Here is a 23,074-nt window from a genome sequence, read left to right on the forward strand (position 1 = left end):
TTACAATAGTTATGTATAATAACTATTGCAAAGTTATACAAATTTCGACAAACACATTAAGGTAAGTAACGAAAACGTTTGCCTTAATTATAGTGAACTTATACGTAAACCTATTTTTGACACGTGTTACTGATTCGATCAGGCATGAGTGGAGAAAAGTAAGGAATGTAAGCTAGAGAAAGGGATATACTACCTTTTGTATAGCTATCGTTCTATCTTTTTTTCCTCATGTCTTTTTGGCGTTTGTCGGAAGGTATCAATATAGATAAGAGAGGAAGGGTTTCCATGTTTAAGAAGATCTTTGGTGTTCTTCAAAAAGTCGGAAAAGCGTTAATGCTTCCAGTAGCGATTTTACCGGCAGCAGGTATTTTACTTGGATTTGGTAACGCATTTCAAAATCCACAGTTAACAAATGTTATTCCTGCATTAAAAGCAGATTGGTTCGTAATGGTAGCAAAAATTATGGAACAATCTGGTGATATTATTTTCGCTAACCTTGCATTATTATTCGCAGTTGGGGTAGCAATTGGTTTAGCTGGTGGAGACGGAGTAGCTGGTTTAGCGGCATTCGTCGGCTACTTAATTATGAACAAAACGATGAGTGTGTTCTTAGAAGTAGATAAGCTAGTGAAAGTAACGAGTTCTGGAGCAGATCCAGTAAAAATTGGATTTTCAGATCCAGCATATGCAAATGTATTAGGAATTCCAACGCTACAAACGGGAGTGTTTGGTGGTATTATCGTCGGTATAGTAGCGGCATATTGCTACAATAAATACTTCAACATTGAATTACCATCATACTTAGGTTTCTTCGCAGGTAAGCGTTTCGTACCGATCGCAACTGCAACATTCTCTTTAGTAGTAGGTATTATCATGTGTTTCGTTTGGCCATACATTCAAGGTGGCTTAAATACGTTCTCACATCAAATGATTGATGCAAATAGAACATTAGCAGCATTCATATTCGGTTTAATTGAACGTTCATTAATTCCATTTGGATTACATCACATTTTCTATTCACCATTCTGGTTCGAATTCGGTCAGTACACAAATGCAGCTGGCGAATTAATCCGTGGTGACCAAAAAATCTTTATGGCACAGTTAAAAGACGGTGTAGAATTAACAGCAGGTACATTTACAACTGGTAAGTATCCGTTCATGATGTTCGGTCTTCCAGCAGCAGCTTTAGCAATGTACCATGAAGCACGTCCAGAAAATAAAAAATTAGCAGCTGGTATTTTAGGCTCTGCTGCATTAACATCTTTCTTAACAGGTATTACAGAGCCACTTGAATTTTCATTCTTATTCGTAGCACCAGTACTATTCGGAATTCACGCAGTATTCGCTGGTCTATCATTTATGACAATGCAAATTTTAGGTGTTAAAATTGGTATGACATTCTCTGGTGGTTTAATTGACTTTATGTTATTCGGTGTACTACCAGGCCGTACAGCATGGTGGTGGGTAATTATTGTTGGTCTTGTACTAGCAGTTATTTACTACTTCGGATTCCGCTTTGCAATTCGTAAATGGGATTTAAAAACACCTGGTCGTGAAGTAGCAAATGCGAATGACGGTGCAGGAAAAGCAGAAGCTGGTGAACTTCCTCGTGAAGTATTAGTGGCACTTGGTGGTAAAGAAAACATTGCTTCTTTAGACGCTTGTATTACTCGTTTACGTGTGCAAGTTAACGAACAAAAGAATGTAAACAAAGATCGTTTAAAAGAGCTTGGAGCAGCTGGTGTACTTGAAGTTGGAAATAACATTCAAGCTATTTTTGGACCGAAATCTGACACATTAAAATCACAAATTCATGATATTATGTCAGGTCGTACACCTCATGTTGAAAAAGAAGAGCCTGTAAAAGTAGAAGAAGCTCCTCAAAAGGTTGATGAAAACGAAACAATCGTTTCACCAATTGAAGGAAAAATCTTATCGATTACAGAAGTACCTGATCAAGTATTCTCAGGAAAAATGATGGGAGACGGATTTGCAATCGAGCCAACAGAAGGAACAGTAGTTTCTCCAGTTAATGGTGAGATCGTTAACGTATTCCCTACAAAGCATGCGATTGGCATTCAATCTGAAGGCGGAAAAGAAATTTTAATCCACTTCGGTATTGATACTGTAAAATTAAATGGTGAAGGTTTTGAAGCACTTGTAGCACAAGGCGACAAAGTGAAACAAGGACAACCATTATTAAAAGTAGATCTTGCATTTGTAAAAGAAAATGCACCATCTATCATTACACCAATCGTATTTACGAATTTACAACAAGGGCAACAAGTCGAATTGAAAAAAGATGGAAATGTTAAGAAGGGCGAAAACGCTATTATTGACATTCAGTAGGAATTTGACGCAAAATGTTTATAATTATAATAGGCGATGTGGTTGACCGAACATCGCCTATTATATACAATAGATGATGTAGTACTCACGTCTATACAACTAAAAAATACTGTAATTTAAAGGAGATAAATTATCATGGAAAAAATCTTTAAAGTAACTAGTGACTCAGGAATTCATGCTCGTCCAGCAACTCTACTTGTAAACACTGCAAGCAAATTTGGTTCTGACATTAACTTAGAGTATAACGGAAAGAACGTTAACTTAAAATCAATCATGGGCGTTATGTCTTTAGGCATTCAACAAAACGCAGAAATTAAAATCACTGCAAATGGTGATGATGCAGCTCAAGCACTAGCAGCTATCGAAGAAACTATGAAAAACGAAGGATTAGGAGAATAATGACTCTTAACATTCAAGGGATCGCTGCATCAAGTGGGATTGCTATTGCAAAGGCTTTCAGACTTGAGAATCCTGAATTTAACATCGAAAAGAAATCAATTACAAACGAAGCTGCTGAAATTGCACGCTTAGACGCTGCGCTTGAGAAAGCAAAAACTGAATTAGAAGCAATTAAGGACCATGCTTTTGCTGAGCTGGGTGCTGATAAAGCTGCGATCTTTGAAGCACATTTATTAGTGTTAAATGATCCAGAACTAGTAAACCCAGTAAAAGATAAAGTAAATAGTGAAAAAGTAAATGCTGAATTTGCAATGGATGAAGTTGCATCAATGTTTATTTCTATGTTTGAAAACATGGATAACGAATATATGAAAGAACGTGCTGCGGACATTCGTGACGTAACAAAACGCGTTCTTGCACATTTACTAGGAATTAACTTCTCAAACCCTGGTACAATTTCTGAAGAAGTAATCATCATTGCTGAAGATTTAACACCATCTGATACAGCTCAGTTAAACCGTAAGTATGCAAAAGGTTTTACAACTGATATCGGTGGACGTACATCTCACTCTGCAATTATGGCTCGTTCTATGGAAATTCCTGCAGTTGTTGGTACGAAAGTTGTTATGGAGAAAATCCAAAACGGCGATATCGTAATCATCGACGGTTTAGATGGAGAAGTAATTGTAAATCCATCAGAAGAAACTCTTCGTTCTTTTGAAGAAAAGAAAGCGAAATTTGAAGAGCAAAAAACTGAATGGGCAAAATTAAAAGACCAAGCTACTGTAACAAGTGATGGACATCACGTTGAGCTTGTTGCAAATATCGGAACACCAAATGATGTACAAGGTATTATCGATAATGGCGGAGAAGGCGTTGGTTTATACCGTACAGAATTCTTATACATGGGCCGTGACAATCTTCCAACAGAAGAAGAGCAGTTCGAAGCGTATAAAGCAGTTCTTGAAGGTGTAAAAGAAGGTCAACCTGTTGTTGTTCGTACACTTGACATCGGTGGAGATAAAGAGCTTCCATACTTACATTTACCAAAAGAAATGAACCCATTCTTAGGATACCGTGCAATTCGCTTATGTCTTGATGAGCAAGATGTGTTCCGTACACAACTTCGTGCATTACTTCGTGCTAGCGTATACGGTAACTTAAAAATTATGTTCCCAATGATTGCAACTCTTGATGAGTTCCGTCAAGCGAAAGCAATCTTATTAGAAGAGAAAGCGAAACTTGTAGAAGCGGGTACAACTGTTTCTGATTCTATTGAAGTGGGTATGATGGTTGAAATCCCAGCTTCAGCAGTATTAGCAGATCAATTCGCAAAAGAAGTTGATTTCTTCTCTATCGGAACAAATGACTTAATCCAATACACAATGGCTGCAGACCGTATGAACGAACAAGTAGCTTACTTATACCAACCATATAACCCATCTATTTTACGTCTTGTAAAAATGGTTATCGATGCGGCTCATAAAGAAGGCAAATGGGCTGGTATGTGTGGTGAGATGGCGGGAGATTCACTTGCTATCCCATTATTATTAGGATTAGGTTTAGATGAGTTCAGTATGAGTGCAACATCTATTCTTCCTGCAAGAACACAGCTAAGCAAGTTGTCAAAAGCAGAAATGGAAACATTAGCAGAAAAAGCATTAATGATGTCAACTGCTGAAGAAGTTGTTGAACTAGTTAAAAGCATATAATCAATAAAAAAACCTGAGTCGATTTGAAATCGGTCTCAGGTTTTTTCTATGAGAAAAGTAAATCTTATTTTCTTACTATAGAGGATAAGGAACGGAATTAGATAGCGATAGCAACGATATCAGTTGGGCATACACGTAAAATGCCAGTAAAAGTATTTTGATTTTGATTGTTCTTATCGTCTTTATTGTTATCTTTGTTGTTATTAGCTAAAGCAGAGAAAAGAGCAACTCCGTTAGCAAATCCTTCAAAAATTACGTTGCGGAATGTTCCGTTGCCTCTAATGCTTAAAAGAGAAAGCTCTGTTCCAACTGAAATGCTAGCAAGTACGTTACATACAGCAGGTCGTTGTTGTTTAACTTCTTCTCTCTCTTTCTCGCGATGGTCGCGATGGTCACACTCTCTTTCACGATGATGACAGTCTCTAAAGTTATCACAGCATCCAAATGATCCAAACATAATCCTCATCACCCCCTTCACACTTATAATCTATGTAAGTTTGGTAATGAGTGACTGGACAGAGAGTGGAATTTTTTCTGGGGGATTTTCTCATTTTAAAAGACTAGCTGGGTGTTTAGTACGGAATGATGTTTAAAATAGGGGAAATATCACAAAAAAATGTAAAGACCACCGAAATGAATGAACTAGGTAGCCTTTACACTTTTTTGCTTTTATATAAAACGATGATATATACAGGAAGAGCTAAGAGTAGTGGTACGATGGATCGTGCAGTATGTTTTTCTGATTCTAATTGGAATGCTTCTTCTTTTGGAAATTGTAATACTGAAATGTTTGCAGCATCGCCAATAAAATATAGAAGCAGTACAGTTACTATGTAACATAAAAGTGCAATAAAGCTTCCGTATGAACTCAATGAAAATCCCTCTTTTGTTATCTATTTGTTATCATTGTATCATAATTGTAACAAAAACACACGGTTATATTTCTATACTTTAACAAAATTCGACACGAAACGCCATTTTTGTGTGTGGAAATAGCATGGAATTTACTGTTTCTTTATATATAGATGCCGAATAATACATTGTAATATTACGGATGTGTGACAGAATAAAAAGAAACGAAGGTAATGAAATTACCTTCGTTTCTTTTTATTCCGTAAAAACCCGATCGGTGTGAGCTAATAATCAGTGGGGGATGAAGAATCCCTACTGATTAAAGTTTCACTTTATTATTTTGCCCATTCACTCACTTGTTCTACGCTCATTCGTGGTGCAGGATGGCCTTTTAAAGTTGATTCACCAATTGTAATAAGCATAATTGGTACGTAGCGAGATGAAACATTGAATTCTTCTGTAAGTGCTTGTGGGTTGAAACCACCAATAGCACAAGTATCCCAGCCAGTTGCTTTAGCTGCAAGCATAAGTTGCATTGCTGCTAATGATGCATTTGAAAAGGCTGCATCTCTTGGGAATTGCTCACGAGCATATGCAGACTCAATATTTTTAGCTAAGCGCTCTTTCGCTTCTTCTTTCATAAATCCTTGTTCTACAATTGGACCATAAACTGGTTCAACGTTTTTATAAGCTTCTAAATCACCTAAAATAGCGACTACAGCAGAAGCATCAAGAATTTGTTGCTGGTTATAAGCAATTGGATGTAATCGTTTTTGTACATCTTTACCTTGGAATACAAGGAATTTCCAGTGCTGTAAGTTCCAAGCAGAAGGTGCTTGAGCAGCGCCCTTTAAAATCTCGTGTAACTCTGTAGATGAAATTTCTTTCTCTGGGTTGAATGCACGTGTAGATGTGCGTTCATATAGCACATTAAAAAAGTTGTCGTTTGTCATTATTTATCCTCCAAATTACATATCAAATTATGAAAAAATAAATGTAATATATTCTACTTACATTTTGTAAGTTGTCGAATTTAAGAATATAATATCTTTATTTTAATTGTCAAGTTTTAAAGAGGAATCTAGGGCATTCGTACAAACGATACAATTCCTATAATCATACACTAAAAAAGGAATTTATAGAGTGAAAAAGCGAAGATAACATTCTCAATTAGCTTGTTAATATGTATCCCTCACTCATTAAAGTTTTTAGAGAACAGTTTTTTATAAAATGTTTGTGAGGAATTCAGTAGAACAAGATATATGAAGTGAGTGAAGACTAGTGATGAACATACTACATTTTTTATTAGAGAATACGGTTTTCCAAGATGTATTACAAGATCTTCAGTTAAATGTCCTTTATATAGAAAATGGATGCACACATCAGCAAACGATAGAAAATATCCATCCAAAATGTATGTTTATAGCAAATAGTTTTGAAGAAGGAGAAGTATTGTTTCAGAGGACTAAACCACATATTGTAATTATGTATGTAACAGATGTTTCTCAAATAAAATATATAAAGAATATGTATAATCCACAAAGTACATTTATTGTCATTTGGGATCAACAGATAACAAGCGAGTTTGCAGAGGTACTTACGTTAGGAATACGTAATATTGTGATAGCCCCTGTGACTCCACAAATGGTGTTAGAGGAAGTGAATAAGAGTTTGTATCAACTTTCTTTAGTGAGGCAAGTAGGTTTGCAACAAGAACTACTTCAAACGATGTTTGATTTTCAAAATGACCTATTATTTATAGTAGAAGACGATGAGATTGTTGATTGTAATACAAATTTTTTAGAGTTTTTCGGATATGAAAATTTGTTTACCTATCGTGAGCAACATTTAGTATTTGCTGAACATTTGATTAGAGAAACTGGATACTATTCAACAACTCATGATATAACATGGTTAGATGATACATTATCCTATGATAGAAGAATTAAGATGTCCAATTATGAAGGGGAAGTGTCAACTTTTTTATTGCGTGCGACACCACTGCCAGAAGATTTATCAAGATTTATTGTGAAGTGTACAGAGATTACAGAATTAGATGAAATCTATCGAGAACAAGAAAGGCTTGCTATGATAGATTCATTAACAGAGATTTATAATCGTTTGAAGTTCCAACAAATACTAGAGGCAGAATGGGATAATGCAATGCGTAACGATGAAAAAATAGCACTTATTTTATTTGATATAGATAATTTTAAAACAGTAAATGACACGTATGGTCATGATTTTGGTGACTTAGCATTAATTCAGCTTGCAGAGCTTATGAAATCTAAAGTGGAGCAGCAACATGTATTTGCAAGGTGGGGAGGAGAAGAATTTATTATATTAGTAACGAATACAGTAGAAAAAGAAGCATTTCAGGTTGCGGAATCATTACGATTTTTCATTGAAACAAAGCAATTCTCAGGAATTTCGAAATTAACAGCGAGTTTTGGAGTCGCGTTATATGAACAAGGGATTACAAGAGAAGAATTAATGCAACGAGCGGATATTGCATTATATGAAGCAAAAAAAAATGGAAAAAATCAAGTGTGTGTATATAGAAAAGAAAAAAAGTGATTTTTCGCAACAAATTGTTGCGATTTTTTTTTATTGTTTGATAATAGAGTGTGGGGGGGATTTTGAACGAAGGAATTATGGAGGAACAACATGATAAAAAAAATAATGACGATGGCTTCGCTGTCTGCTGTATTTTGTGGTGGAGTATACTATTTTCTCTATAATCCCAATATAAAGGAAAGCACTCTATTAACAACTAAAGTGAATCCTACTATTGAATCAGAAGTACAAGAGAATATAGACGAAAAAGAAGAACAACAAATTGATTATGCTAGTATATCTCAAAAATTAGATCAATATTTAATAGGAAAGCAATTTAATGGAACAGTTTTAGTAACAGATAAAGAGCATGTTGTATTGAATAAAGGCTATGGATATGCTGACGTTCAAAATAAGATAGAGAACACGCCTCAAACAAAATATCGTATCGGTTCTATTACGAAAACAGTCGTGGCCACATCTATTTTACAGCTACAGGAACAAGGGAAGCTAAATATTCAAGACAATGTAAATAAATATATTCCCTCTTTTCCAGTAGATAAAAATATCACCTTATATCATTTGTTAACACACACATCAGGTTTACCAGAAAGTGGAAAAGGGAAAGTGAATGCGGCTTCCCGTAAAAATTTAGTAAATTGGATTGGAAGTCAAAAATTAGAATTTCCACCAGGATCAGGTTGGAGATATACAGATTATAATTATATGGTGCTTGCTTATATTATAGAAAGTATATCAAAAAAACCTTTAGGAGATTACATAAAAGAAAATATATTTGCTAAAGCAGAAATGCATGAATCTGGTATGGGAAATATGGCTCAGGGAGATCAGCATTTTACTAAAGGATATGTAAAGAAAGAGAATGTACTTGAACCTGCACAAAAATTGTTAATGGATTGGTTATACGGATGCGGTGAGATGTATACGACAGTTGGCGATATGAAGAAGTTAGACGAAGCGATTATAAATGGGAAACTTCTTTCTGAACAAAGTATACAAGCGATGTTTTCACCTTCAGCAGAACGAGAATATGCATTTAGTTTTTATATATATCCGGATTATTTTCATAATCATGGTGTACTATCTGGTTGGAACACTTTCAATAATTTTAATAAAGAAAAAGGAACTTTTGTTATTTTATTTTCAAATGTGAAAAATAGTATGGATGATGAGTTTAATAAAGAGTTCCGAAAGACGGTAAGTGATTTATTAGAACAAAGGGGATGAGAAAATGGAACGTAAAAATGTATCAATAGGTTTCATCGGTATTGGTGTAATGGGAAAAAGTATGGTGCGTCATTTAATGCAAGACGGTCATAAAGTATATGTATATAATAGAACGAAAACGAAGACAGATTCTTTAGTACAAGATGGTGCGAATTGGTGTGATACACCGAAAGAGTTAGTGAAGCAAGTTGATGTTGTAATGACTATGGTTGGATATCCACATGATGTAGAAGAAGTGTACTTTGGGATAGATGGAATTTTGGAGAATGCAAATGAAGGCACGATAGCAATTGACTTCACGACATCTACACCAACATTGGCAAAACGTATTAATGAAACAGGTAAAAGTAAGAATGTATATACGTTAGATGCGCCTGTATCTGGAGGAGACGTTGGTGCGAAAGAAGCAAGACTCGCAATTATGGTGGGTGGCGAGAAAGAAATATATGAAAAATGTTTACCGTTATTTGAAAAACTAGGAACAAATATTCAGTTGCAAGGACCAGCTGGAAGTGGACAACATACAAAAATGTGCAATCAAATTGCGATTGCTTCTAATATGATTGGAGTATGTGAAGCTGTTGCTTATGCAAAAAAAGCTGGACTAGACCCAGATAAAGTATTAGAGAGTATTTCAACGGGGGCAGCAGGTAGCTGGTCATTGAGTAATTTAGCTCCTCGAATGTTAAAGGGAGATTTTGAACCAGGGTTTTATGTAAAGCATTTTATGAAAGATATGAAGATTGCTTTAGATGAGGCTGAAAAATTGCAATTACCAGTACCAGGTTTAAGTTTGGCGAAGGAATTGTATGAAGAGTTAATGAAAGATGGGGAAGAGAATAGCGGAACACAAGTGTTATACAAAAAGTACATAAGGGGGTAATTGAGATGGATCTTCAAAAATTTGATGAGATGATTGATGCTGTACAACGAGCAACTTGTATACAAATTAGTGAAAAACAAAAAGAAGCTTTTAAACAAAAATATGATTTTGAACCGAAATTCGAATATGGACGAGATGAGAAAGGGCATTACGTCATTCGAACTTCAAAAAAGATGCTAGAAGAAATGGAATTTTATTTGGCATTGAAATATGATCGTGATGGAGTTGATCTTTATATGCAAGCAGAGATTGACGGTATATGTCACGTATCTGTTAGCTATAATGAAGATGTCCTACATTTACAAGAATTGTTTCAATTTCTAGAAGAAAATAAATAAAAGTCCTCATTTGAGGGCTTTTATTTATTTAGGTATATTTAATTTTTATAATTATAAGCTAGAAGCCCGGCGGCACCGTTCAATTGGGAATGGAATAACTTGCGCGATGTGATTAGGACCAAATTGTTTTGTACGAGCATGGCGTACTATATAAAATGCACACAGAATTGAAACAGGAATAGCACCGAACAAACCAAAAAATAAAGCGCTTACACAAGATGCGACAAAACCTAAAACACCAACTTCTAACTCTTCCATAATAGCTCCTAGAATAACAGGAAGTGCTCCACACGTAACCCCCAGTATAAGTGCGATAAGTAAACTCATGATTATCCCCCTCTGTTTGCGATATTCTTTTACTTTTTAGTTAATTGTAGTATATCATATACAAAACAGAATTTTCAGAAAAAATTCAAAAAAAGTTCAATAAATGTTCAAAAAGTATTAAGAAATACACTTGAAAACTAGAAGGAGAAGATTGTTTTTGAACGGATGGATTCATACGTTTGAGAAAAATAAAAAATCAGGCTTATTTCATTTTTGAAATAAGCCTGTTCCATAGGAGGATGTATATATGTAGAGTGAATAAAAGGTTGGAAAAGGGGGTCCAAGTCCTTTTATTCAACTAACTACCTTAATAGATTGGAACCCAGCCTTCAGTTGTAACAAAAATACGAATAGCTACAACTTGGCGATCATCTTGCAAGGTAAAATAATGTCTTGCATTTTCAGGAACAGATATGAGATCGCCTGGCTCAAGTTCAACGTCAAAGAACTTCCCATCTTTTCCTTCAATAGCAAAGATGCCATGCCCACTAACAATAAAGCGAACTTCATCATCAGTATGATGGTGTTCTTTTTGGAAATTAATTAACAATTCATCAAGGTTAGGTGTGCTATCAGAAAGTGAAATGACATCATGTGCTTTATAACCTCGGCGCGCTGAAACATCAGCGATTTCTTTTGAAAACACAGCTAATATTTCAGCCTTGTTTTCATCTGTTAACGAATAATTTTCATTTAAATGAGTAGGAAGCTTAGAGATGTTCCATTTCTCATATAAAACGCCTTCCTCTTGTAGAAATTTAGATACTTCCACCTCATTTTCAATGCGAGTATTTATTTCATGAATACGAATTTGCGCCATTAGAAACGCCTCCTTGAATTGATAATAGTTTTATATGAAATTGGAATAAAAACTCGTAAGCCTCTAATCTTTTCTTTGCATCAAAGCTATCTCGTCCCCATACGGTAATACCATGGTTACGGATTAATACTGCTCCCGAGTCACCTTGTATATGCTTTCGGAAGTTTTCTCCAAGCGTTGGGATATGGGCATGGTTTTCAATAATAGGAATGTGAATTGTTGCATCTTCTTCCCAAATATCGAGAGCTTTAATAATTTCTTGATTTTGAAGGGTGACTACATCACCATATAAATTTGTGATGACATTGTTATCAGTTGTATGAACATGAAGTACGCACCCGGCATTCGTATTGTTATAAATATGTGTATGCAAGATTGTTTCTGCTGAAGGACGTAATTCAGTCTCTAATACGGGAACCCCTAGATAATCTACTAATAGAAAATCATCTGGAGTAGTTTTTGTTTTATCTTTACCACTTGCTGTAATGAGAAAAGTAAGTGGTTCATGACTAACCTTTATAGAAATATTACCACTCGTTGCTGGAAACCAATTTCGTGTTGTTAATTCTTTTTTTATCTCGCTTAAGTCATACCATTGACGAAACAGTTGTTTCATAATTTCACCTCCAACAAATGTTTTAATGCAGCTTGAACATCGTGAAATGTTTCAAAAGGTGTATAAGAAATATGATTTTCTTCACACTTTTTAATAAGGAAATCACGAGCGAACACTTTATCCGCTTGTTTCGCAGCTTGTAAATCAGTAATTGAATCTCCAATCACAATATGGAAGTCATTCGTATCACTTAATTTACGGATTAGTGATGATTTACATAATCCGCAATGATTTTGACAATGATGATCACAAGGATGAGGCCACTTAACGGTAATGTATTCACTTGAAAAATCTGTTTCATTACAGTAAATTCGCTCTTTTGGAATGAGTCCTTGTAAGAGTGGATAGACGAAGAAATCCATTCCACCTGATATAACGTAAAAAGAAATATTCTTTTCATTTACAAATTGTATAAATTCATGAAAACCACTACGGATTTCAGCAGTTTCTATTAAAAACTGAATCATATCATCGTGCAGATTAGTAGGTATTAATTGAAATAATTGAGAAACACCTTCTTGAATAGACAGCTCTTGTGATAAAATTCTATTCTTTACTTCTTCGGCTTCTGGTGGTGCGAATTTTTCCATAATGGACATAATGTTATCATTATTTGTAATCGTTCCATCGAAATCACAAAATACTTGAATACTCATAATTTCACCCCATGAGAAGGATTTCCCCATATTTGTAGTGCACTATGCAAATTTATGTCATTTACTTCATGGAGTGGTTTATTTTGCAAAGTAGCATCAATTGCAGTACGGAAAGCTTTACCGCCGCCCTGTGCTCCATTTGGATGTCCGTGTATTCCTCCGCCAGCATTAATAACAACATCTTTACCGAAATCTCGTAGAATAAAGGGAACGAAACCAGGGTGAATACCAGCAGACGGAACAGAAAAACTCTTCTTGAAAAATGCATCGTCTTCAGTTAAATGTTTTGAGATAGCAAGAACTTCCTCTTTTTCTAACGCAACACTTCCGTATGGAGATGGGAATAATGAAAAGTCAGCGCCAGCATAACGTAATAGCTTTCCGAGTAATAATGGAGATGAAATTCCATATAACTTTGATGCTGAGTAAGCACCACTTACAGCAGGGTGTGCCATAATAGGGACTGGGATTTCATCATCTTCTGCAAGTGATTGTAGTACATCTAGTCCGTAAGCAAATACGTTAAATAATAGAATATCAGCCCCAGCTTGCACTGCGCGTTTCGCATTTTCTTTTAAATCAAAAGTTCGTCCTGTTAAATTTACGGCATATAACGTTTTATGTCCGTATGTTTCATATACGGATCGTAAAACTTCTTTTCCAGATACAATGCGTTTCGTAAGAGGTGTTAATGTATTCTCAAATAATATTTCATCATCTTTTACTATATCTACACCACCAATTGCTTGATCGCGTAATTGCGTTTTTAAATACCCAATATTTCGTCCAATCATTCCTTTAAAAATACTCATTAAAAGGGGACGATCATGCACTTGTAAAAGGTTTCGAATACCATCTATGCCGAACTTTGGACCAGGAAAATGTTTTTTTAACTCGTCTGAAAAAGTTAAGTCAATTAATTTCACTTCGCCATCAAGTGATAGTTTTCCGAATGTAGTTGTTAAAATTGCTGGTAAGTCTGGACTGAAGTTTAATAACGGATATTCGATTTTAATAATCCCGCGTTTTACTTTTTTACGTAAATACGAATTGGTATGTTCTTGTTCAGCTAATTCCTCAACATGGATGACGTTACCTTTATGCTGTTTTAGTTGCTCTTGCAATAAGTGTGGCAAATGAGTCCAAGAGCCAATTGTTAAACCGAGTGCAATTTGCTCGGCCTTTTTTTCTAAGTTATGTGAATCATCATGGATTAAATACGTCGCTATAATTCCGCTCATTGTTATACCCTCCTAGTTAAATAAAAAAACCTCTCAGCTAAGGAGAGGTTTTTTTACAACCAGCTCCTTATCTGTCAGCGTAATGCTGCGAGAATTAGCACCGTGTCTACAATTATGTAGATCGGTTGCCGGGCTTCGTCGGGCTCGTCCCTCCACCTGCTCTTGATAAGAAGTATTTAGAAATGTTTAAATTTTTAAGATAACTGAATTTTGTCAGATATTTTTCATGTTGTCAATTATTTTTTGAAAAAATTTAATTTATCAATTCGATTAATGGCTTCTCGTAATCTATCTTCTGTATGCAAGAGACCAACGCGGACATAGCCTTCGCCGTGCTCACCAAATCCAACACCAGGAGCAACTGCAACGTGTGCTTTTTCTAGTAAAATATCAGAGAATTGCTCAGATGTATATCCTTCTGGTACAGGAAGCCATGCAAAGAATGATCCTGTTGGAATGTCTACATTCCAACCAATTGAGTGACAAGCTGAAATAAGAGCATTTCTGCGAGATTCGTAACTATTTACAAGATCTACGACGCAAGATTGTGAACTTAAAAGTGCTTCACGGGCAGCATCTTGAACTGCACCAAAAATACTAACATACATATGATCTTGTAATAAGTTAATTGTTTCAATGACACTTTCATTCCCTACGGCAAAAGCAATACGCCATCCAGCCATATTGAAAGTTTTCGATAAAGTGTAAATTTCAATTCCTGTATCTTTGGCACCGTCTGCTTGTAAGAAACTAACGGGCTTTTGACCATCAAACCCAATAGCACCGTAAGCAAAATCGTGAACAACTAATATATTATGTTTATTTGCAAAATGAATGGTCTCATCAAAGAAATCTTTTGATGCAGTAGCACCGGTAGGATTATTTGGATAGTTTAAAAACATTAATTTCGCACGCTCGGCAATAGAGTTATCAATTTTTGTATAATCTGGTAAAAAATTATTTTCTGCAATAAGCGGCATTGTTTCAAATTGTGCTTTTGCTAAAGCAACTCCTGATAAATAATCTGGATAGCCTGGATCTGGAACAAGAATAGTATCACCAGGGTTTGTAAAACAAACTGGTAACTCTACTAATCCAGCCTTTCCGCCAAACAAAATAGCAACTTCTGTTTTTGGATTTACTACTACATCATATTCACGTTGATAGAATGTTGCCACGGCTTCTTTTAAGCTTTCGTGTCCGCGAAATGGCGGATATTTATGATGAACGGTCTTTTCAGCAGCATTTTGTAAAGCTTTTACGATATGCTGCGGTGTTGGTTGATCTGGATTACCTTGACCTAGATTAATAACATCGTGACCAGCTGCAACGACTTTGTTAACTTTTGCAACAAGTGAAGCGAAAAATTGTGTTGGCAATGATGTTACTATCTCAGAAGGTTGAAATAATTTCATACTTTCCACCTCTTTTGAAAGTTGTTACAATTCTAGTGACAAATGATATAATCTTTCCAGTATTTTGTAAAGAAAAAATTATGAATGGGGCTGACAAAATGAAAGTCGCATGTATTCAAATGGATATTGTCTTTGGAGATGTAGAAAAAAATATTGAGAACGCTAAAAGTAAAATAAGCGAAGCGATGAAGGAAAGACCAGATGTTATCGTCTTACCAGAACTATGGACAACAGGATATGATTTAACAAGACTTTCTGAAATTGCAGATAGGGATGGATTGCAAACGAAAGAAAAGCTGAAAGAATGGTCGAAGCAATATGGTGTACATATTGTCGGTGGGTCTATAGCGAAGCAAGCAGAGCAAGGTGTTACAAATACAATGTATGTAGTAAACAAGGAAGGAGAACTAGTCAATGAATATAGTAAAGTTCATTTATTTCAGCTTATGGATGAACATAAATATTTAATCGCTGGAAATAGTACAGGTGAATTTAAGCTAGATGATGTTGAGTGCGCCGGCACAATTTGTTATGACATTCGTTTCCCAGAGTGGATGCGTGTTCATACTGCTAAAGGTGCAAAGGTTTTATTTGTTGTAGCAGAATGGCCATTAGTTCGTTTAGCACATTGGCGTTTGTTATTGCAAGCAAGAGCAGTCGAAAATCAGTGTTATGTTGTTGCATGTAATAGGGCAGGAAAGGATCCGAATAATGAGTTTGCCGGTCATTCTTTAATTGTCGATCCTTGGGGCGAAGTTGTTGTGGAAGCGAATGAAGAAGAATCAATTTTATTTGGAGAGCTTACATTCGAGAAAATTAAAGAAGTACGCAAAGGAATTCCGGTTTTTGCAGATCGTCGTCCAGAATTATACAAATAAAATGTTGACAAGTGATTTTTATTCTTGGTATAGTCTTCAACATAAAGTTAAAAATTCAAAAAATTATACAACTCTTATCAAGAGCAGGTGGAGGGATTTGGCCCGATGAAGCCCAGCAACCGACCGTAATACCATTGTGAAATGGGGCGTTTATTTACGCCAAAAGGCACGGTGCTAATTCCAGCAGAAAGTTTACTTTCTGGCAGATAAGAGGGGAGAAGATAAACTTCAAACCTCTTTCTTAGTGGAAAGAGGTTTTTCTGTGTTAGAAAAACCTCTGAATTTAAAAGGGGGAGAAGACGATGGGATATTATTCATTAACTGAAAAAACAGCTATACAATATGCAAAAGAACACGGTTATTTTGAAAAGAAAGCAAATGTAGTTTGTCATGAAATTGGAGATGGAAATTTAAATTACGTGTTCAAATTAGATAATGGAGAGAAGTCTATTATATTAAAACAAGCATTGCCATATGCGAAAGTAGTTGGTGAGAGCTGGCCATTGTCTATAAAAAGAGCAACGATTGAAAGCAAGGCACTGCAAATCTTTGCGAAGTATGTACCAAATTATGTTCCGGTAGTGTACAGTCATGATGAAGAGTTAGCGGTAACAGTCATAGAAGACTTATCAAGGTTAACAATTACAAGAAGGGGATTGATAGGCGGAGAAGAGTACCCACTTTTATCTCAGCATATCGGTCGTTTTCTAGCACATGTTTTATTTTACACCTCAGATTTCGGTTTGCAGTCAGAAGAGAAAAGGGTACTAGAAGGTACATTTGTAAACCCAGACCTTTGTAAGATTACAGAAGATTTAGTGTTTACAGATCCGTTCGGTCATTACGATACGAATGATTATGAGCCGGAGTTACAACTAGCGGTTGATGAATTGTGGAGTGACAAAACTTTAAAGTTAAAAGTCGCGCAATATAAATATAAATTTTTAACGAGAAAAGAAGCGCTTATTCACGGTGATTTACATACTGGTAGTATTTTTTCATCACCTTCTGAAACGAAAGTGATTGATCCGGAATTTGCAACATATGGCCCATTTGGATTTGATCTTGGTCAATTTATTGCAAATCTATTATTAAATGCTCTATCTAGAGAAGAAGAACAGAGAAATTTGCTATTTTTCCATATAGAGAAGACGTGGAGTTATTTTGTAGAAACTTTTACGAGGTTATGGATTGGAGAAGGTGTAGAGGCATATACGAAAGAAAAGCAATGGCTACCAATTATTTTGCAAAATATTTTTACGGATGCTGTCGGATTTGCCGGATGTGAGCTTATCCGTAGAACAATTGGCTTAGCACATGTAGCTGATTTAGATGAAATAGCAAATAAAGAAGCGAGAATTCAAGCTAAGAAACAAGCGCTATCCTTAGGTAAAGAACTAATAAAATATGAATCTAAGAGTGCTGATATTCAACTGTTCCGAACATTATTTCAACAGACGGTTTCTGGAGGGATAAAAGCATGAGTACAATTGTTACTATTCCGAGGTCTGTCAGTTGGAAAGGGGATGCTATTGCAGTATTAAATCAAACAAAGTTGCCGCATAGCACAGAATATAACACATTAACGACGATTGAAGAGGTATGGAAGAGTATTGTCATGTTAGAAGTGGGAGGAGCACCTGCAATTGGAATTGTAGCTGCATTTGGCTTGGCGCTTGCATCCAAAAAATATAACACTGTACATATGGAAGAATTTCAAAAGAAGTTTAATAGAGATTGTAATTATTTAGGAACATCACGTCCGACAGCAGTCAATTTATTTTGGGCAATCGATCGTATGAGAGAATCTATTCAAGATATTACTACAATAAAAGAAGCACAAAAAATATTAGAAGAAGAAGCGCTTCTCATTCAGCAAGAAGATGAAGCGGTATGCCGGAGTATTGGAGAACATGCATTAACATGCTTTAAAGACGGGAATAATATTTTAACAATTTGTAACGCTGGCAGTATTGCAACTGCTAGATATGGTACTGCATTAGCACCGTTTTATATTGGGAAAGAAAAAGGTGTACATTTACATGCGTATGCGTGTGAAACGAGACCTGTTTTACAAGGCGGACGTTTAACGACCTGGGAATTAAAACAGGCAGCTATTGATGTAACACTTATTACAGATAATACGGCAGCGCATGCTATTCAAACGAAAGAAATAAACGCGATTATTGTAGGAGCGGACCGAATTGTTGCAAATGGAGATACAGCAAATAAAATCGGAACAATGAATTTAGCGATATTAGCAAAGTATTTCGATATCCCGTTCTACGTTGCAGCTCCGTTATCTACGTTTGATATTACGAAACAAACAGGTACAGAAATTGTTATTGAAGAAAGAGATGAAACAGAAGTTACGAAAATTTTTGGGAAACAAGTGGCGCCAATTGGAACTGATGTTTATAATCCTGCATTTGACGTAACACCGAATGAATTAATTACAGGTATTATTACTGAAAAAGGAATTATACGTGGGGATTATAAGCGAGAAATTGCATCATTGTTTGAAAAAACAAGCTAATACATAATAGCTTGTTTTTTTATGCCTAAATATGTTCTTTTCTCTTATTTATATAATGAAAGGAGGCGAAAAAGATGGAAGAGTGGATCAAAATGATAGGTAATGTAGGGTTTCCCATTGTTGTAACATTATATTTACTCCATCGAATTGAAAGTAAATTAGATGGGGTAATTGTTGCAATAGAAAAGTTGCCGCGGGAATTACTACAGTATGACGATCCTCGGGATAAAAAATAAGGTTTGCTCTTCGTGAGCAAACCTTATTTTTTATCCCGCATTAATGGGCAGTAAGACCCCACCTTAAACTTCAGTGAAAGCAAAGAAGTTAGGTGGGGGATAAAGAAAACCCCCACTCAATAAAGTTTCACTTTATTGAGCAGTATAACCACCATCGATAACGACAGCTTGTCCAGTTATCCCTTTAGCTTTTTCACTTGCTAAAAACATAGCATAATCCGCGATTTCTTGTACTTGTAATAAGCGTTTTTGTGGTACAAGTGGATAAATGACATCTTCTAAAACATTTTCAAGTGGTACATTTCGTGTAGTAGCTAAATCTTGTAGTTGATTACGCACAAGAGGGGTATCGACGTAACCAGGACAAAGAGCATTTACAGTAATACCGTGAGTAGCGCCTTCTAAAGCGGCAACTTTTGTTAATCCAATTACGCCATGTTTCGCGCTATTGTAGGCAGCTTTTCCAGCGAATCCAACGAGGCCATTAATGGAAGCTACATTAATAATACGACCATATTTTTGCTTTTTCATAATCGGGAAAGCATGCTTAATTGCGATAAAAGGGGCGATTTGCATAATTTTAATAAGTAGTTCGAACTTTTCGGTTGGAAAATCTTCAATTGGTGACACGTGTTGCATTCCTGCGTTGTTAATTAATATATCTAATGAACCGAAATGATTAATTGTTTGAGAAATTGCAGCTGTAACTACTTCTTCAGATGTAACATCACATTTTAAACCGATAGCTTGATAGCCTTCTTTTTGTAATTGGTTAGCAGCTTCTATTGCACGTTCTTCAAGACGATCGGTAATAACAACTTTTGCACCTTCTTTTGCAAAAGCGTTTCCCATTTCATAACCAATACCACTTGCAGCACCTGTTAAAAAAACAACTCGATTCGTAACCATGGTGAAAAACATCCTTTCGTAATAAAGTTCTCATATTGCTCTATTTAGAGAGTGGATAATAAAAATCCTGCAAAGATTTGGAAAAATATCGCTAGCTATCTTGCTTTACAAAATAGTCCTTGCTATACTATTTTGTAAAGCAAGATACTTACGCTTGTCTATCTTGTAAAACAAGATAGTGGGAGGATTTGAGTTATGTCGACAAGTCAAATGCTGAAAGGGATTTTAGAAGGATGCTTACTTGCTATTATTTCTGAAGGTGAAATATACGGTTATGAAATGAGTGAAAAGCTAGCGAAGTATGGCTTTACCATGGCAAGTGAAGGAAGTATTTATCCGTTATTAATACGAATGCAAAAGGAAGGATTAATAACAAGTGTAATGAAGGAATCTCCATCTGGACCAAAGCGAAAATACTATACATTAACAGAAAAAGGCGAGGAAGCACTTAATGAATTTATGGATCGCTGGGAAGCGATGCAAAGTAGTGTAGAGCGTCTACTTGAGGGGAAGGGGAGAGAAAAATAATGCTATCCAGTGAAGCACGAAAGTTTTTATTAGATATGAGATTATTTTTAGCGGCAAAGAGTGTGAAAGAAAGTGACATCGAAAGCTTTATCGAAGACGCAGAACTTCATTTAATAGAAGGTGAGAGTGATGGGAAAAGCGTAGAAGAAATTTTCGGAAGCTCACCGAAAGAATATGCAAATGAACTTGTAAAAGTAATGGAAAGGGATAGACAGGAAACGTGGAAGCAAATTGGATTTACGGTAATGAATATCGTGTCGTTTTGGATTATTGCTTCCATCTTAATAGTGAATAACGGAGTTTTACAAATTTCACTTATTCAGTGCATTGGCTATAGTTTTACATTGATCGTAGCTGTAATGGGTCCTAATTTTCTACTTCGGAAAATGACCTTCGTAACAAGATTTACAAAAACATGGTTTTCTATGTGGTCTTTAGTCATGATTGCGCCAATGTTTTTAATAGGAGCTGTTAGTATATTAGATGTGATATATCCTACAAAAATGCTCACATTCACCGAAATGCAAAGTTATATATTAGCTGGAGGTATTTTTATTATCACAGTAGCGATAAATATGTATGTTGAAGGATGGTTTAAAAACTTATATTTAATTATTCCACTTTCTATTATGTTAGTGTTTAAAACATTTACATCTGAAGATCTCGTGCCAATGTTATTTCAAATTATATGTTTATATGGAAGTTTATTTATTTTAATTTTCCTTGAAATTATGATGAAGACGAATAGAAGAGAAACTGTTTAATAAGGGAGGGATTATTATGAAGATTTCTAAAGAAGGGGAAAAGTTTTTAATTGATACGAAAGTGTATTTAATAACAAAGGGAATGAAAGAAGAAGATGTGGATGCCTTTATAGAAGATGCAGAGCTTCATTTAATAGAAGGAGAGCAAGAAGGAAAGACGGTAAGTGATATATTTGGTGATTCACCAAAAGAGTATGCGGAAGAATTAGCGAAAGAGATGGAGAAGGATAAAGGCGGGAGTATAAAGACTATTTTAGGAATGATAATTGGGATAGGTGGATATTGGTTACTTACAAATATTTTATTTGAAAGTCCGAATCATGAATTTACATTAACGAATGTACAATTGATTGGGTACCCGATTGTTTTAATGATTACTATTGTGGGTATTATCTTTGCTTTTAAGATGTCATCATTTAAGAGTAAAATAAAAGAATTTAGCATTATTTATGTAGCAGCATTGCTACCAATTTTATTACTAGTATTATTAATGTTTATGAATAAATGGTATGGGACACCTGTATTACAATTAACTACTATGCAAAGTTATATACTAGCGGGAATGGTTTTATTAGTGCTGTTAATAGGTGAAGCGTATATACTTGGATGGATTGGAATACTAGCTGTTATCGTACCACTATTCATTATGTTTGTATTTAAAGAATTAGGGAAGAACAACTCATATTGGGGAATGCTAGAGCCTTTATTTCTGTACGGAAGTATATATGTATTAATGAGATGGTCTTTGAAAAATGAGGAGAAAAAAACTGTAAGCTAGCTTTATATTAATAGTGCACGAACTGAATCTTTTATTAAGGGGGGAACAAATATGCAAAGTATATTTCTAGGTATATTGTCTATTATATTTTAGGTTTAACGATTTTGGGGCTATATACTACCTTTTCGAAAAAGGTACATGATGACTATTTCAATACTTTATTAGATGACACATCGGGTTATGTTTTGTTCTTCGGTTTAATAGGAAAGTGGCTGCTTTGGATATGCAAAAAATTATTTCCAAAGAAATATTATATAGGGATTTTTAGAGGTGTTACGTTTATGTTTAGTTACCTATTTTTATTTCTAGCAGCCGGGATTTGGTTTGTGGATTGGAATAAGTTGTTTTAAACAGTAACAAGGTCGTTACTGTTTTTTTCTTTGTAATAAAGAGCTTTGTAAAGAGAGTGCTTTTTGTTCGTTTGTTATTAGGGACTGAATATGAACATTTTCTGGGCGCGGGACTATCGGATACATAAGGTTTGTTGGAGAGGGGTGGTGCTCCGAACCAGTTGGGGAATGAGGATCTGCGTGAGTAAGTTTTCCGTGAACACGTCTTGTAAATAAAATATGACCAATTTCATGAGCGAGCGTATATATGTTTTTTATGGGAGCAGCTGAATTTGTTAAAACGATATAACCAGTAAGTTGCTGCTGTTTTGCTAAAGAGTAAGCACAGGCAATTACTGCTGTTTCTTTGAAATAATCACTGCCAATATAACAAATATAAAGGTCGCATGCAGGAGCTTCATTTACACATGTTTGGAAAAAGGATGCTAATTTTTCCTGACTTTGAATAGAATCTTTATAACTAATTTCACGGTCAGAAAAACGGAAAATTTCATTTAAAACAATTACTTCTTGAATTTGAAATGTAATGGGGTGCCAAATTGACTCTGCAACTGCTAAATCTTTTGCAATACGGTCATCAGAAATATCAGCGCCTGGAGTAATGCAAATACATATATTGACGTATGGATCCATAAGGAACACCTCAACTGAAGAAATTCTTCCTATAATATATGTGGAAAAAA

The 23,074-nt window shown here is 35.3% G+C and carries 25 protein-coding genes, 1 pseudogene and 2 riboswitches; of the genes and pseudogenes, 15 read left to right on the forward strand and 11 right to left on the reverse strand.

What is annotated here, in order from left to right; genetic code table 11:
* Positions 1 to 285 precede the first annotated feature (285 nt).
* From ptsG to ptsP, 3 genes are all read left to right on the forward strand, one after another.
* The gene (ptsG, locus tag QCI44_RS07360) at positions 286 to 2,349 is read left to right on the forward strand and encodes a PTS glucose transporter subunit IIABC (RefSeq protein ID WP_016086452.1); all 2,064 of its coding nucleotides are present in this window, start codon (positions 286 to 288) and stop codon (positions 2,347 to 2,349) included.
* Between the two features lie 135 nt (positions 2,350 to 2,484).
* Positions 2,485 to 2,748, forward strand: coding sequence for a phosphocarrier protein HPr (gene ptsH, locus QCI44_RS07365; RefSeq protein WP_000411080.1), 264 nt, complete (start codon positions 2,485 to 2,487; stop codon positions 2,746 to 2,748).
* Positions 2,748 to 4,460 carry a phosphoenolpyruvate--protein phosphotransferase gene (ptsP, locus tag QCI44_RS07370; protein WP_000174214.1) on the forward strand — a complete coding sequence of 571 codons (1,713 nt, stop codon included), beginning with the start codon at positions 2,748 to 2,750 and terminating at the stop codon, positions 4,458 to 4,460. Before ptsH ends, ptsP begins: the two co-directional genes overlap by 1 nt.
* A gap of 97 nt (positions 4,461 to 4,557) precedes the next feature.
* Here ptsP and QCI44_RS07375 read toward each other — a convergent pair whose 3' ends face one another.
* From QCI44_RS07375 to QCI44_RS07385, 3 genes are all read right to left on the reverse strand, one after another.
* Positions 4,558 to 4,917: a DUF3915 domain-containing protein gene (locus QCI44_RS07375; protein WP_000468028.1), complete on the reverse strand. Its 360-nt coding sequence runs from the start codon at positions 4,915 to 4,917 to the stop codon at positions 4,558 to 4,560.
* 196 nt (positions 4,918 to 5,113) lie between these two features.
* A complete protein-coding gene (locus QCI44_RS07380; protein ID WP_000100487.1) occupies positions 5,114 to 5,332 on the reverse strand; it encodes a hypothetical protein in 219 nt (72 codons plus the stop codon).
* Between the two features lie 315 nt (positions 5,333 to 5,647).
* Positions 5,648 to 6,265, reverse strand: coding sequence for a nitroreductase family protein (locus QCI44_RS07385; protein ID WP_353811062.1), 618 nt, complete (start codon positions 6,263 to 6,265; stop codon positions 5,648 to 5,650).
* A 331-nt stretch (positions 6,266 to 6,596) separates the two neighbouring features.
* Here QCI44_RS07385 and QCI44_RS07390 point away from each other — a divergent pair, with 331 nt between their 5' ends.
* The 4 genes from QCI44_RS07390 (at position 6,597) to QCI44_RS07405 (ending at position 10,337) form a co-directional block, all read left to right on the forward strand.
* Positions 6,597 to 7,889, forward strand: a complete 1,293-nt coding sequence (locus QCI44_RS07390; protein WP_016086455.1) for a GGDEF domain-containing protein — start codon at positions 6,597 to 6,599, stop codon at positions 7,887 to 7,889.
* A gap of 90 nt (positions 7,890 to 7,979) precedes the next feature.
* Positions 7,980 to 9,116: a serine hydrolase domain-containing protein gene (locus QCI44_RS07395; protein ID WP_116363317.1), complete on the forward strand. Its 1,137-nt coding sequence runs from the start codon at positions 7,980 to 7,982 to the stop codon at positions 9,114 to 9,116.
* A 4-nt stretch (positions 9,117 to 9,120) separates the two neighbouring features.
* On the forward strand, positions 9,121 to 9,999 hold the full coding sequence (locus tag QCI44_RS07400) for an NAD(P)-dependent oxidoreductase (protein WP_016086457.1): 879 nt from the start codon (positions 9,121 to 9,123) through the stop codon (positions 9,997 to 9,999).
* 5 nt (positions 10,000 to 10,004) lie between these two features.
* The gene (locus QCI44_RS07405; RefSeq protein ID WP_016086458.1) at positions 10,005 to 10,337 is read left to right on the forward strand and encodes a DUF3909 family protein; all 333 of its coding nucleotides are present in this window, start codon (positions 10,005 to 10,007) and stop codon (positions 10,335 to 10,337) included.
* Positions 10,338 to 10,388: 51 nt separating this feature from the next.
* Here the strand turns inward: QCI44_RS07405 and QCI44_RS07410 are convergent, their stop codons facing one another.
* The 6 genes from QCI44_RS07410 to QCI44_RS07435 form a co-directional block, all read right to left on the reverse strand.
* Complete coding sequence (locus QCI44_RS07410; protein ID WP_016086459.1) at positions 10,389 to 10,664, reverse strand: hypothetical protein; 276 nt, start codon at positions 10,662 to 10,664, stop codon at positions 10,389 to 10,391.
* Positions 10,665 to 10,971: 307 nt separating this feature from the next.
* Positions 10,972 to 11,484: a 1,2-dihydroxy-3-keto-5-methylthiopentene dioxygenase gene (locus QCI44_RS07415; protein ID WP_016086460.1), complete on the reverse strand. Its 513-nt coding sequence runs from the start codon at positions 11,482 to 11,484 to the stop codon at positions 10,972 to 10,974.
* The gene (locus tag QCI44_RS07420) at positions 11,462 to 12,100 is read right to left on the reverse strand and encodes a methylthioribulose 1-phosphate dehydratase (protein WP_016086461.1); all 639 of its coding nucleotides are present in this window, start codon (positions 12,098 to 12,100) and stop codon (positions 11,462 to 11,464) included. The genes QCI44_RS07415 and QCI44_RS07420 overlap by 23 nt, the downstream gene beginning before the upstream one ends.
* Positions 12,097 to 12,756, reverse strand: a complete 660-nt coding sequence (gene mtnX, locus QCI44_RS07425) for a 2-hydroxy-3-keto-5-methylthiopentenyl-1-phosphate phosphatase (RefSeq protein ID WP_016086462.1) — start codon at positions 12,754 to 12,756, stop codon at positions 12,097 to 12,099. The genes QCI44_RS07420 and mtnX overlap by 4 nt, the downstream gene beginning before the upstream one ends.
* Positions 12,753 to 13,997: a 2,3-diketo-5-methylthiopentyl-1-phosphate enolase gene (gene mtnW, locus QCI44_RS07430; protein WP_116363316.1), complete on the reverse strand. Its 1,245-nt coding sequence runs from the start codon at positions 13,995 to 13,997 to the stop codon at positions 12,753 to 12,755. Before mtnW ends, mtnX begins: the two co-directional genes overlap by 4 nt.
* A 64-nt stretch (positions 13,998 to 14,061) precedes the next feature.
* Positions 14,062 to 14,169, reverse strand: a riboswitch (SAM riboswitch).
* 64 nt (positions 14,170 to 14,233) lie between these two features.
* Positions 14,234 to 15,412, reverse strand: coding sequence for a pyridoxal phosphate-dependent aminotransferase (locus QCI44_RS07435; RefSeq protein ID WP_016086464.1), 1,179 nt, complete (start codon positions 15,410 to 15,412; stop codon positions 14,234 to 14,236).
* A gap of 14 nt (positions 15,413 to 15,426) precedes the next feature.
* Here QCI44_RS07435 and QCI44_RS07440 point away from each other — a divergent pair, with 14 nt between their 5' ends.
* From QCI44_RS07440 to QCI44_RS07455, 4 genes are all read left to right on the forward strand, one after another.
* Positions 15,427 to 16,290, forward strand: coding sequence for a carbon-nitrogen family hydrolase (locus QCI44_RS07440; RefSeq protein ID WP_016086465.1), 864 nt, complete (start codon positions 15,427 to 15,429; stop codon positions 16,288 to 16,290).
* A 71-nt stretch (positions 16,291 to 16,361) separates the two neighbouring features.
* A riboswitch (SAM riboswitch) is annotated at positions 16,362 to 16,503 on the forward strand.
* An 89-nt stretch (positions 16,504 to 16,592) separates the two neighbouring features.
* Complete coding sequence (mtnK, locus tag QCI44_RS07445) at positions 16,593 to 17,774, forward strand: S-methyl-5-thioribose kinase (RefSeq protein ID WP_353811063.1); 1,182 nt, start codon at positions 16,593 to 16,595, stop codon at positions 17,772 to 17,774.
* Positions 17,771 to 18,826, forward strand: a complete 1,056-nt coding sequence (gene mtnA, locus QCI44_RS07450; RefSeq protein ID WP_353811064.1) for an S-methyl-5-thioribose-1-phosphate isomerase — start codon at positions 17,771 to 17,773, stop codon at positions 18,824 to 18,826. The genes mtnK and mtnA overlap by 4 nt, the downstream gene beginning before the upstream one ends.
* Positions 18,827 to 18,900: 74 nt before the next feature.
* A complete protein-coding gene (locus tag QCI44_RS07455) occupies positions 18,901 to 19,062 on the forward strand; it encodes a YvrJ family protein (RefSeq protein WP_016135288.1) in 162 nt (53 codons plus the stop codon).
* 132 nt (positions 19,063 to 19,194) lie between these two features.
* On the opposite strand, the gene QCI44_RS07460 is transcribed toward QCI44_RS07455, so the two are convergent.
* Positions 19,195 to 19,971: a 3-hydroxybutyrate dehydrogenase gene (locus tag QCI44_RS07460; protein WP_116363312.1), complete on the reverse strand. Its 777-nt coding sequence runs from the start codon at positions 19,969 to 19,971 to the stop codon at positions 19,195 to 19,197.
* Positions 19,972 to 20,166: 195 nt separating this feature from the next.
* On the opposite strand from QCI44_RS07460, the gene QCI44_RS07465 reads away from it, so the two are divergent.
* The 4 genes and pseudogenes from QCI44_RS07465 to QCI44_RS07480 all read left to right on the forward strand — a co-directional run bounded on the left by QCI44_RS07465 (position 20,167) and on the right by QCI44_RS07480 (position 22,391).
* Positions 20,167 to 20,499, forward strand: a complete 333-nt coding sequence (locus QCI44_RS07465; RefSeq protein ID WP_116363311.1) for a PadR family transcriptional regulator — start codon at positions 20,167 to 20,169, stop codon at positions 20,497 to 20,499.
* Positions 20,499 to 21,263, forward strand: a complete 765-nt coding sequence (locus QCI44_RS07470) for a DUF1129 domain-containing protein (protein WP_016086469.1) — start codon at positions 20,499 to 20,501, stop codon at positions 21,261 to 21,263. Before QCI44_RS07465 ends, QCI44_RS07470 begins: the two co-directional genes overlap by 1 nt.
* A gap of 16 nt (positions 21,264 to 21,279) precedes the next feature.
* Entirely contained in the window at positions 21,280 to 22,041 is a 762-nt protein-coding gene (locus QCI44_RS07475; RefSeq protein ID WP_016135285.1) for a DUF1129 domain-containing protein, read from the forward strand.
* A gap of 51 nt (positions 22,042 to 22,092) precedes the next feature.
* Positions 22,093 to 22,391: pseudogene (locus QCI44_RS07480) on the forward strand (DNA-binding protein).
* Positions 22,392 to 22,406: 15 nt separating this feature from the next.
* On the opposite strand, the gene QCI44_RS07485 reads toward QCI44_RS07480, so the two are convergent.
* Positions 22,407 to 23,024, reverse strand: a complete 618-nt coding sequence (locus QCI44_RS07485; RefSeq protein WP_016086471.1) for an ImmA/IrrE family metallo-endopeptidase — start codon at positions 23,022 to 23,024, stop codon at positions 22,407 to 22,409.
* Positions 23,025 to 23,074: the final 50 nt, after the last annotated feature.

It is taken from the genome of Bacillus cereus group sp. RP37 (assembly GCF_040459695.1).
In the GTDB taxonomy this organism is placed as follows: Bacteria; Bacillota; Bacilli; order Bacillales; family Bacillaceae_G; genus Bacillus_A.

Excerpts from the sequence above, each read along its gene's own strand:
- ptsG (WP_016086452.1), top strand. The coding sequence starts at position 286 with ATGTTTAAGAAGATCTTTGGTGTTCTTCAAAAAGTCGGAAAAGCGTTA.
- ptsH (WP_000411080.1), top strand. The coding sequence starts at position 2,485 with ATGGAAAAAATCTTTAAAGTAACTAGTGACTCAGGAATTCATGCTCGT.
- ptsP (WP_000174214.1), top strand. The coding sequence starts at position 2,748 with ATGACTCTTAACATTCAAGGGATCGCTGCATCAAGTGGGATTGCTATT.
- QCI44_RS07375 (WP_000468028.1), bottom strand. The coding sequence starts at position 4,917 with ATGTTTGGATCATTTGGATGCTGTGATAACTTTAGAGACTGTCATCAT.
- QCI44_RS07385 (WP_353811062.1), bottom strand. The coding sequence starts at position 6,265 with ATGACAAACGACAACTTTTTTAATGTGCTATATGAACGCACATCTACA.
- QCI44_RS07390 (WP_016086455.1), top strand. The coding sequence starts at position 6,597 with ATGAACATACTACATTTTTTATTAGAGAATACGGTTTTCCAAGATGTA.
- QCI44_RS07395 (WP_116363317.1), top strand. The coding sequence starts at position 7,980 with ATGATAAAAAAAATAATGACGATGGCTTCGCTGTCTGCTGTATTTTGT.
- QCI44_RS07400 (WP_016086457.1), top strand. The coding sequence starts at position 9,121 with ATGGAACGTAAAAATGTATCAATAGGTTTCATCGGTATTGGTGTAATG.
- QCI44_RS07405 (WP_016086458.1), top strand. The coding sequence starts at position 10,005 with ATGGATCTTCAAAAATTTGATGAGATGATTGATGCTGTACAACGAGCA.
- QCI44_RS07410 (WP_016086459.1), bottom strand. The coding sequence starts at position 10,664 with ATGAGTTTACTTATCGCACTTATACTGGGGGTTACGTGTGGAGCACTT.
- QCI44_RS07415 (WP_016086460.1), bottom strand. The coding sequence starts at position 11,484 with ATGGCGCAAATTCGTATTCATGAAATAAATACTCGCATTGAAAATGAG.
- QCI44_RS07420 (WP_016086461.1), bottom strand. The coding sequence starts at position 12,100 with ATGAAACAACTGTTTCGTCAATGGTATGACTTAAGCGAGATAAAAAAA.
- mtnX (WP_016086462.1), bottom strand. The coding sequence starts at position 12,756 with ATGAGTATTCAAGTATTTTGTGATTTCGATGGAACGATTACAAATAAT.
- mtnW (WP_116363316.1), bottom strand. The coding sequence starts at position 13,997 with ATGAGCGGAATTATAGCGACGTATTTAATCCATGATGATTCACATAAC.
- QCI44_RS07435 (WP_016086464.1), bottom strand. The coding sequence starts at position 15,412 with ATGAAATTATTTCAACCTTCTGAGATAGTAACATCATTGCCAACACAA.
- mtnK (WP_353811063.1), top strand. The coding sequence starts at position 16,593 with ATGGGATATTATTCATTAACTGAAAAAACAGCTATACAATATGCAAAA.
- mtnA (WP_353811064.1), top strand. The coding sequence starts at position 17,771 with ATGAGTACAATTGTTACTATTCCGAGGTCTGTCAGTTGGAAAGGGGAT.
- QCI44_RS07455 (WP_016135288.1), top strand. The coding sequence starts at position 18,901 with ATGGAAGAGTGGATCAAAATGATAGGTAATGTAGGGTTTCCCATTGTT.
- QCI44_RS07460 (WP_116363312.1), bottom strand. The coding sequence starts at position 19,971 with ATGGTTACGAATCGAGTTGTTTTTTTAACAGGTGCTGCAAGTGGTATT.
- QCI44_RS07465 (WP_116363311.1), top strand. The coding sequence starts at position 20,167 with ATGTCGACAAGTCAAATGCTGAAAGGGATTTTAGAAGGATGCTTACTT.
- QCI44_RS07470 (WP_016086469.1), top strand. The coding sequence starts at position 20,499 with ATGCTATCCAGTGAAGCACGAAAGTTTTTATTAGATATGAGATTATTT.
- QCI44_RS07475 (WP_016135285.1), top strand. The coding sequence starts at position 21,280 with ATGAAGATTTCTAAAGAAGGGGAAAAGTTTTTAATTGATACGAAAGTG.
- QCI44_RS07485 (WP_016086471.1), bottom strand. The coding sequence starts at position 23,024 with ATGGATCCATACGTCAATATATGTATTTGCATTACTCCAGGCGCTGAT.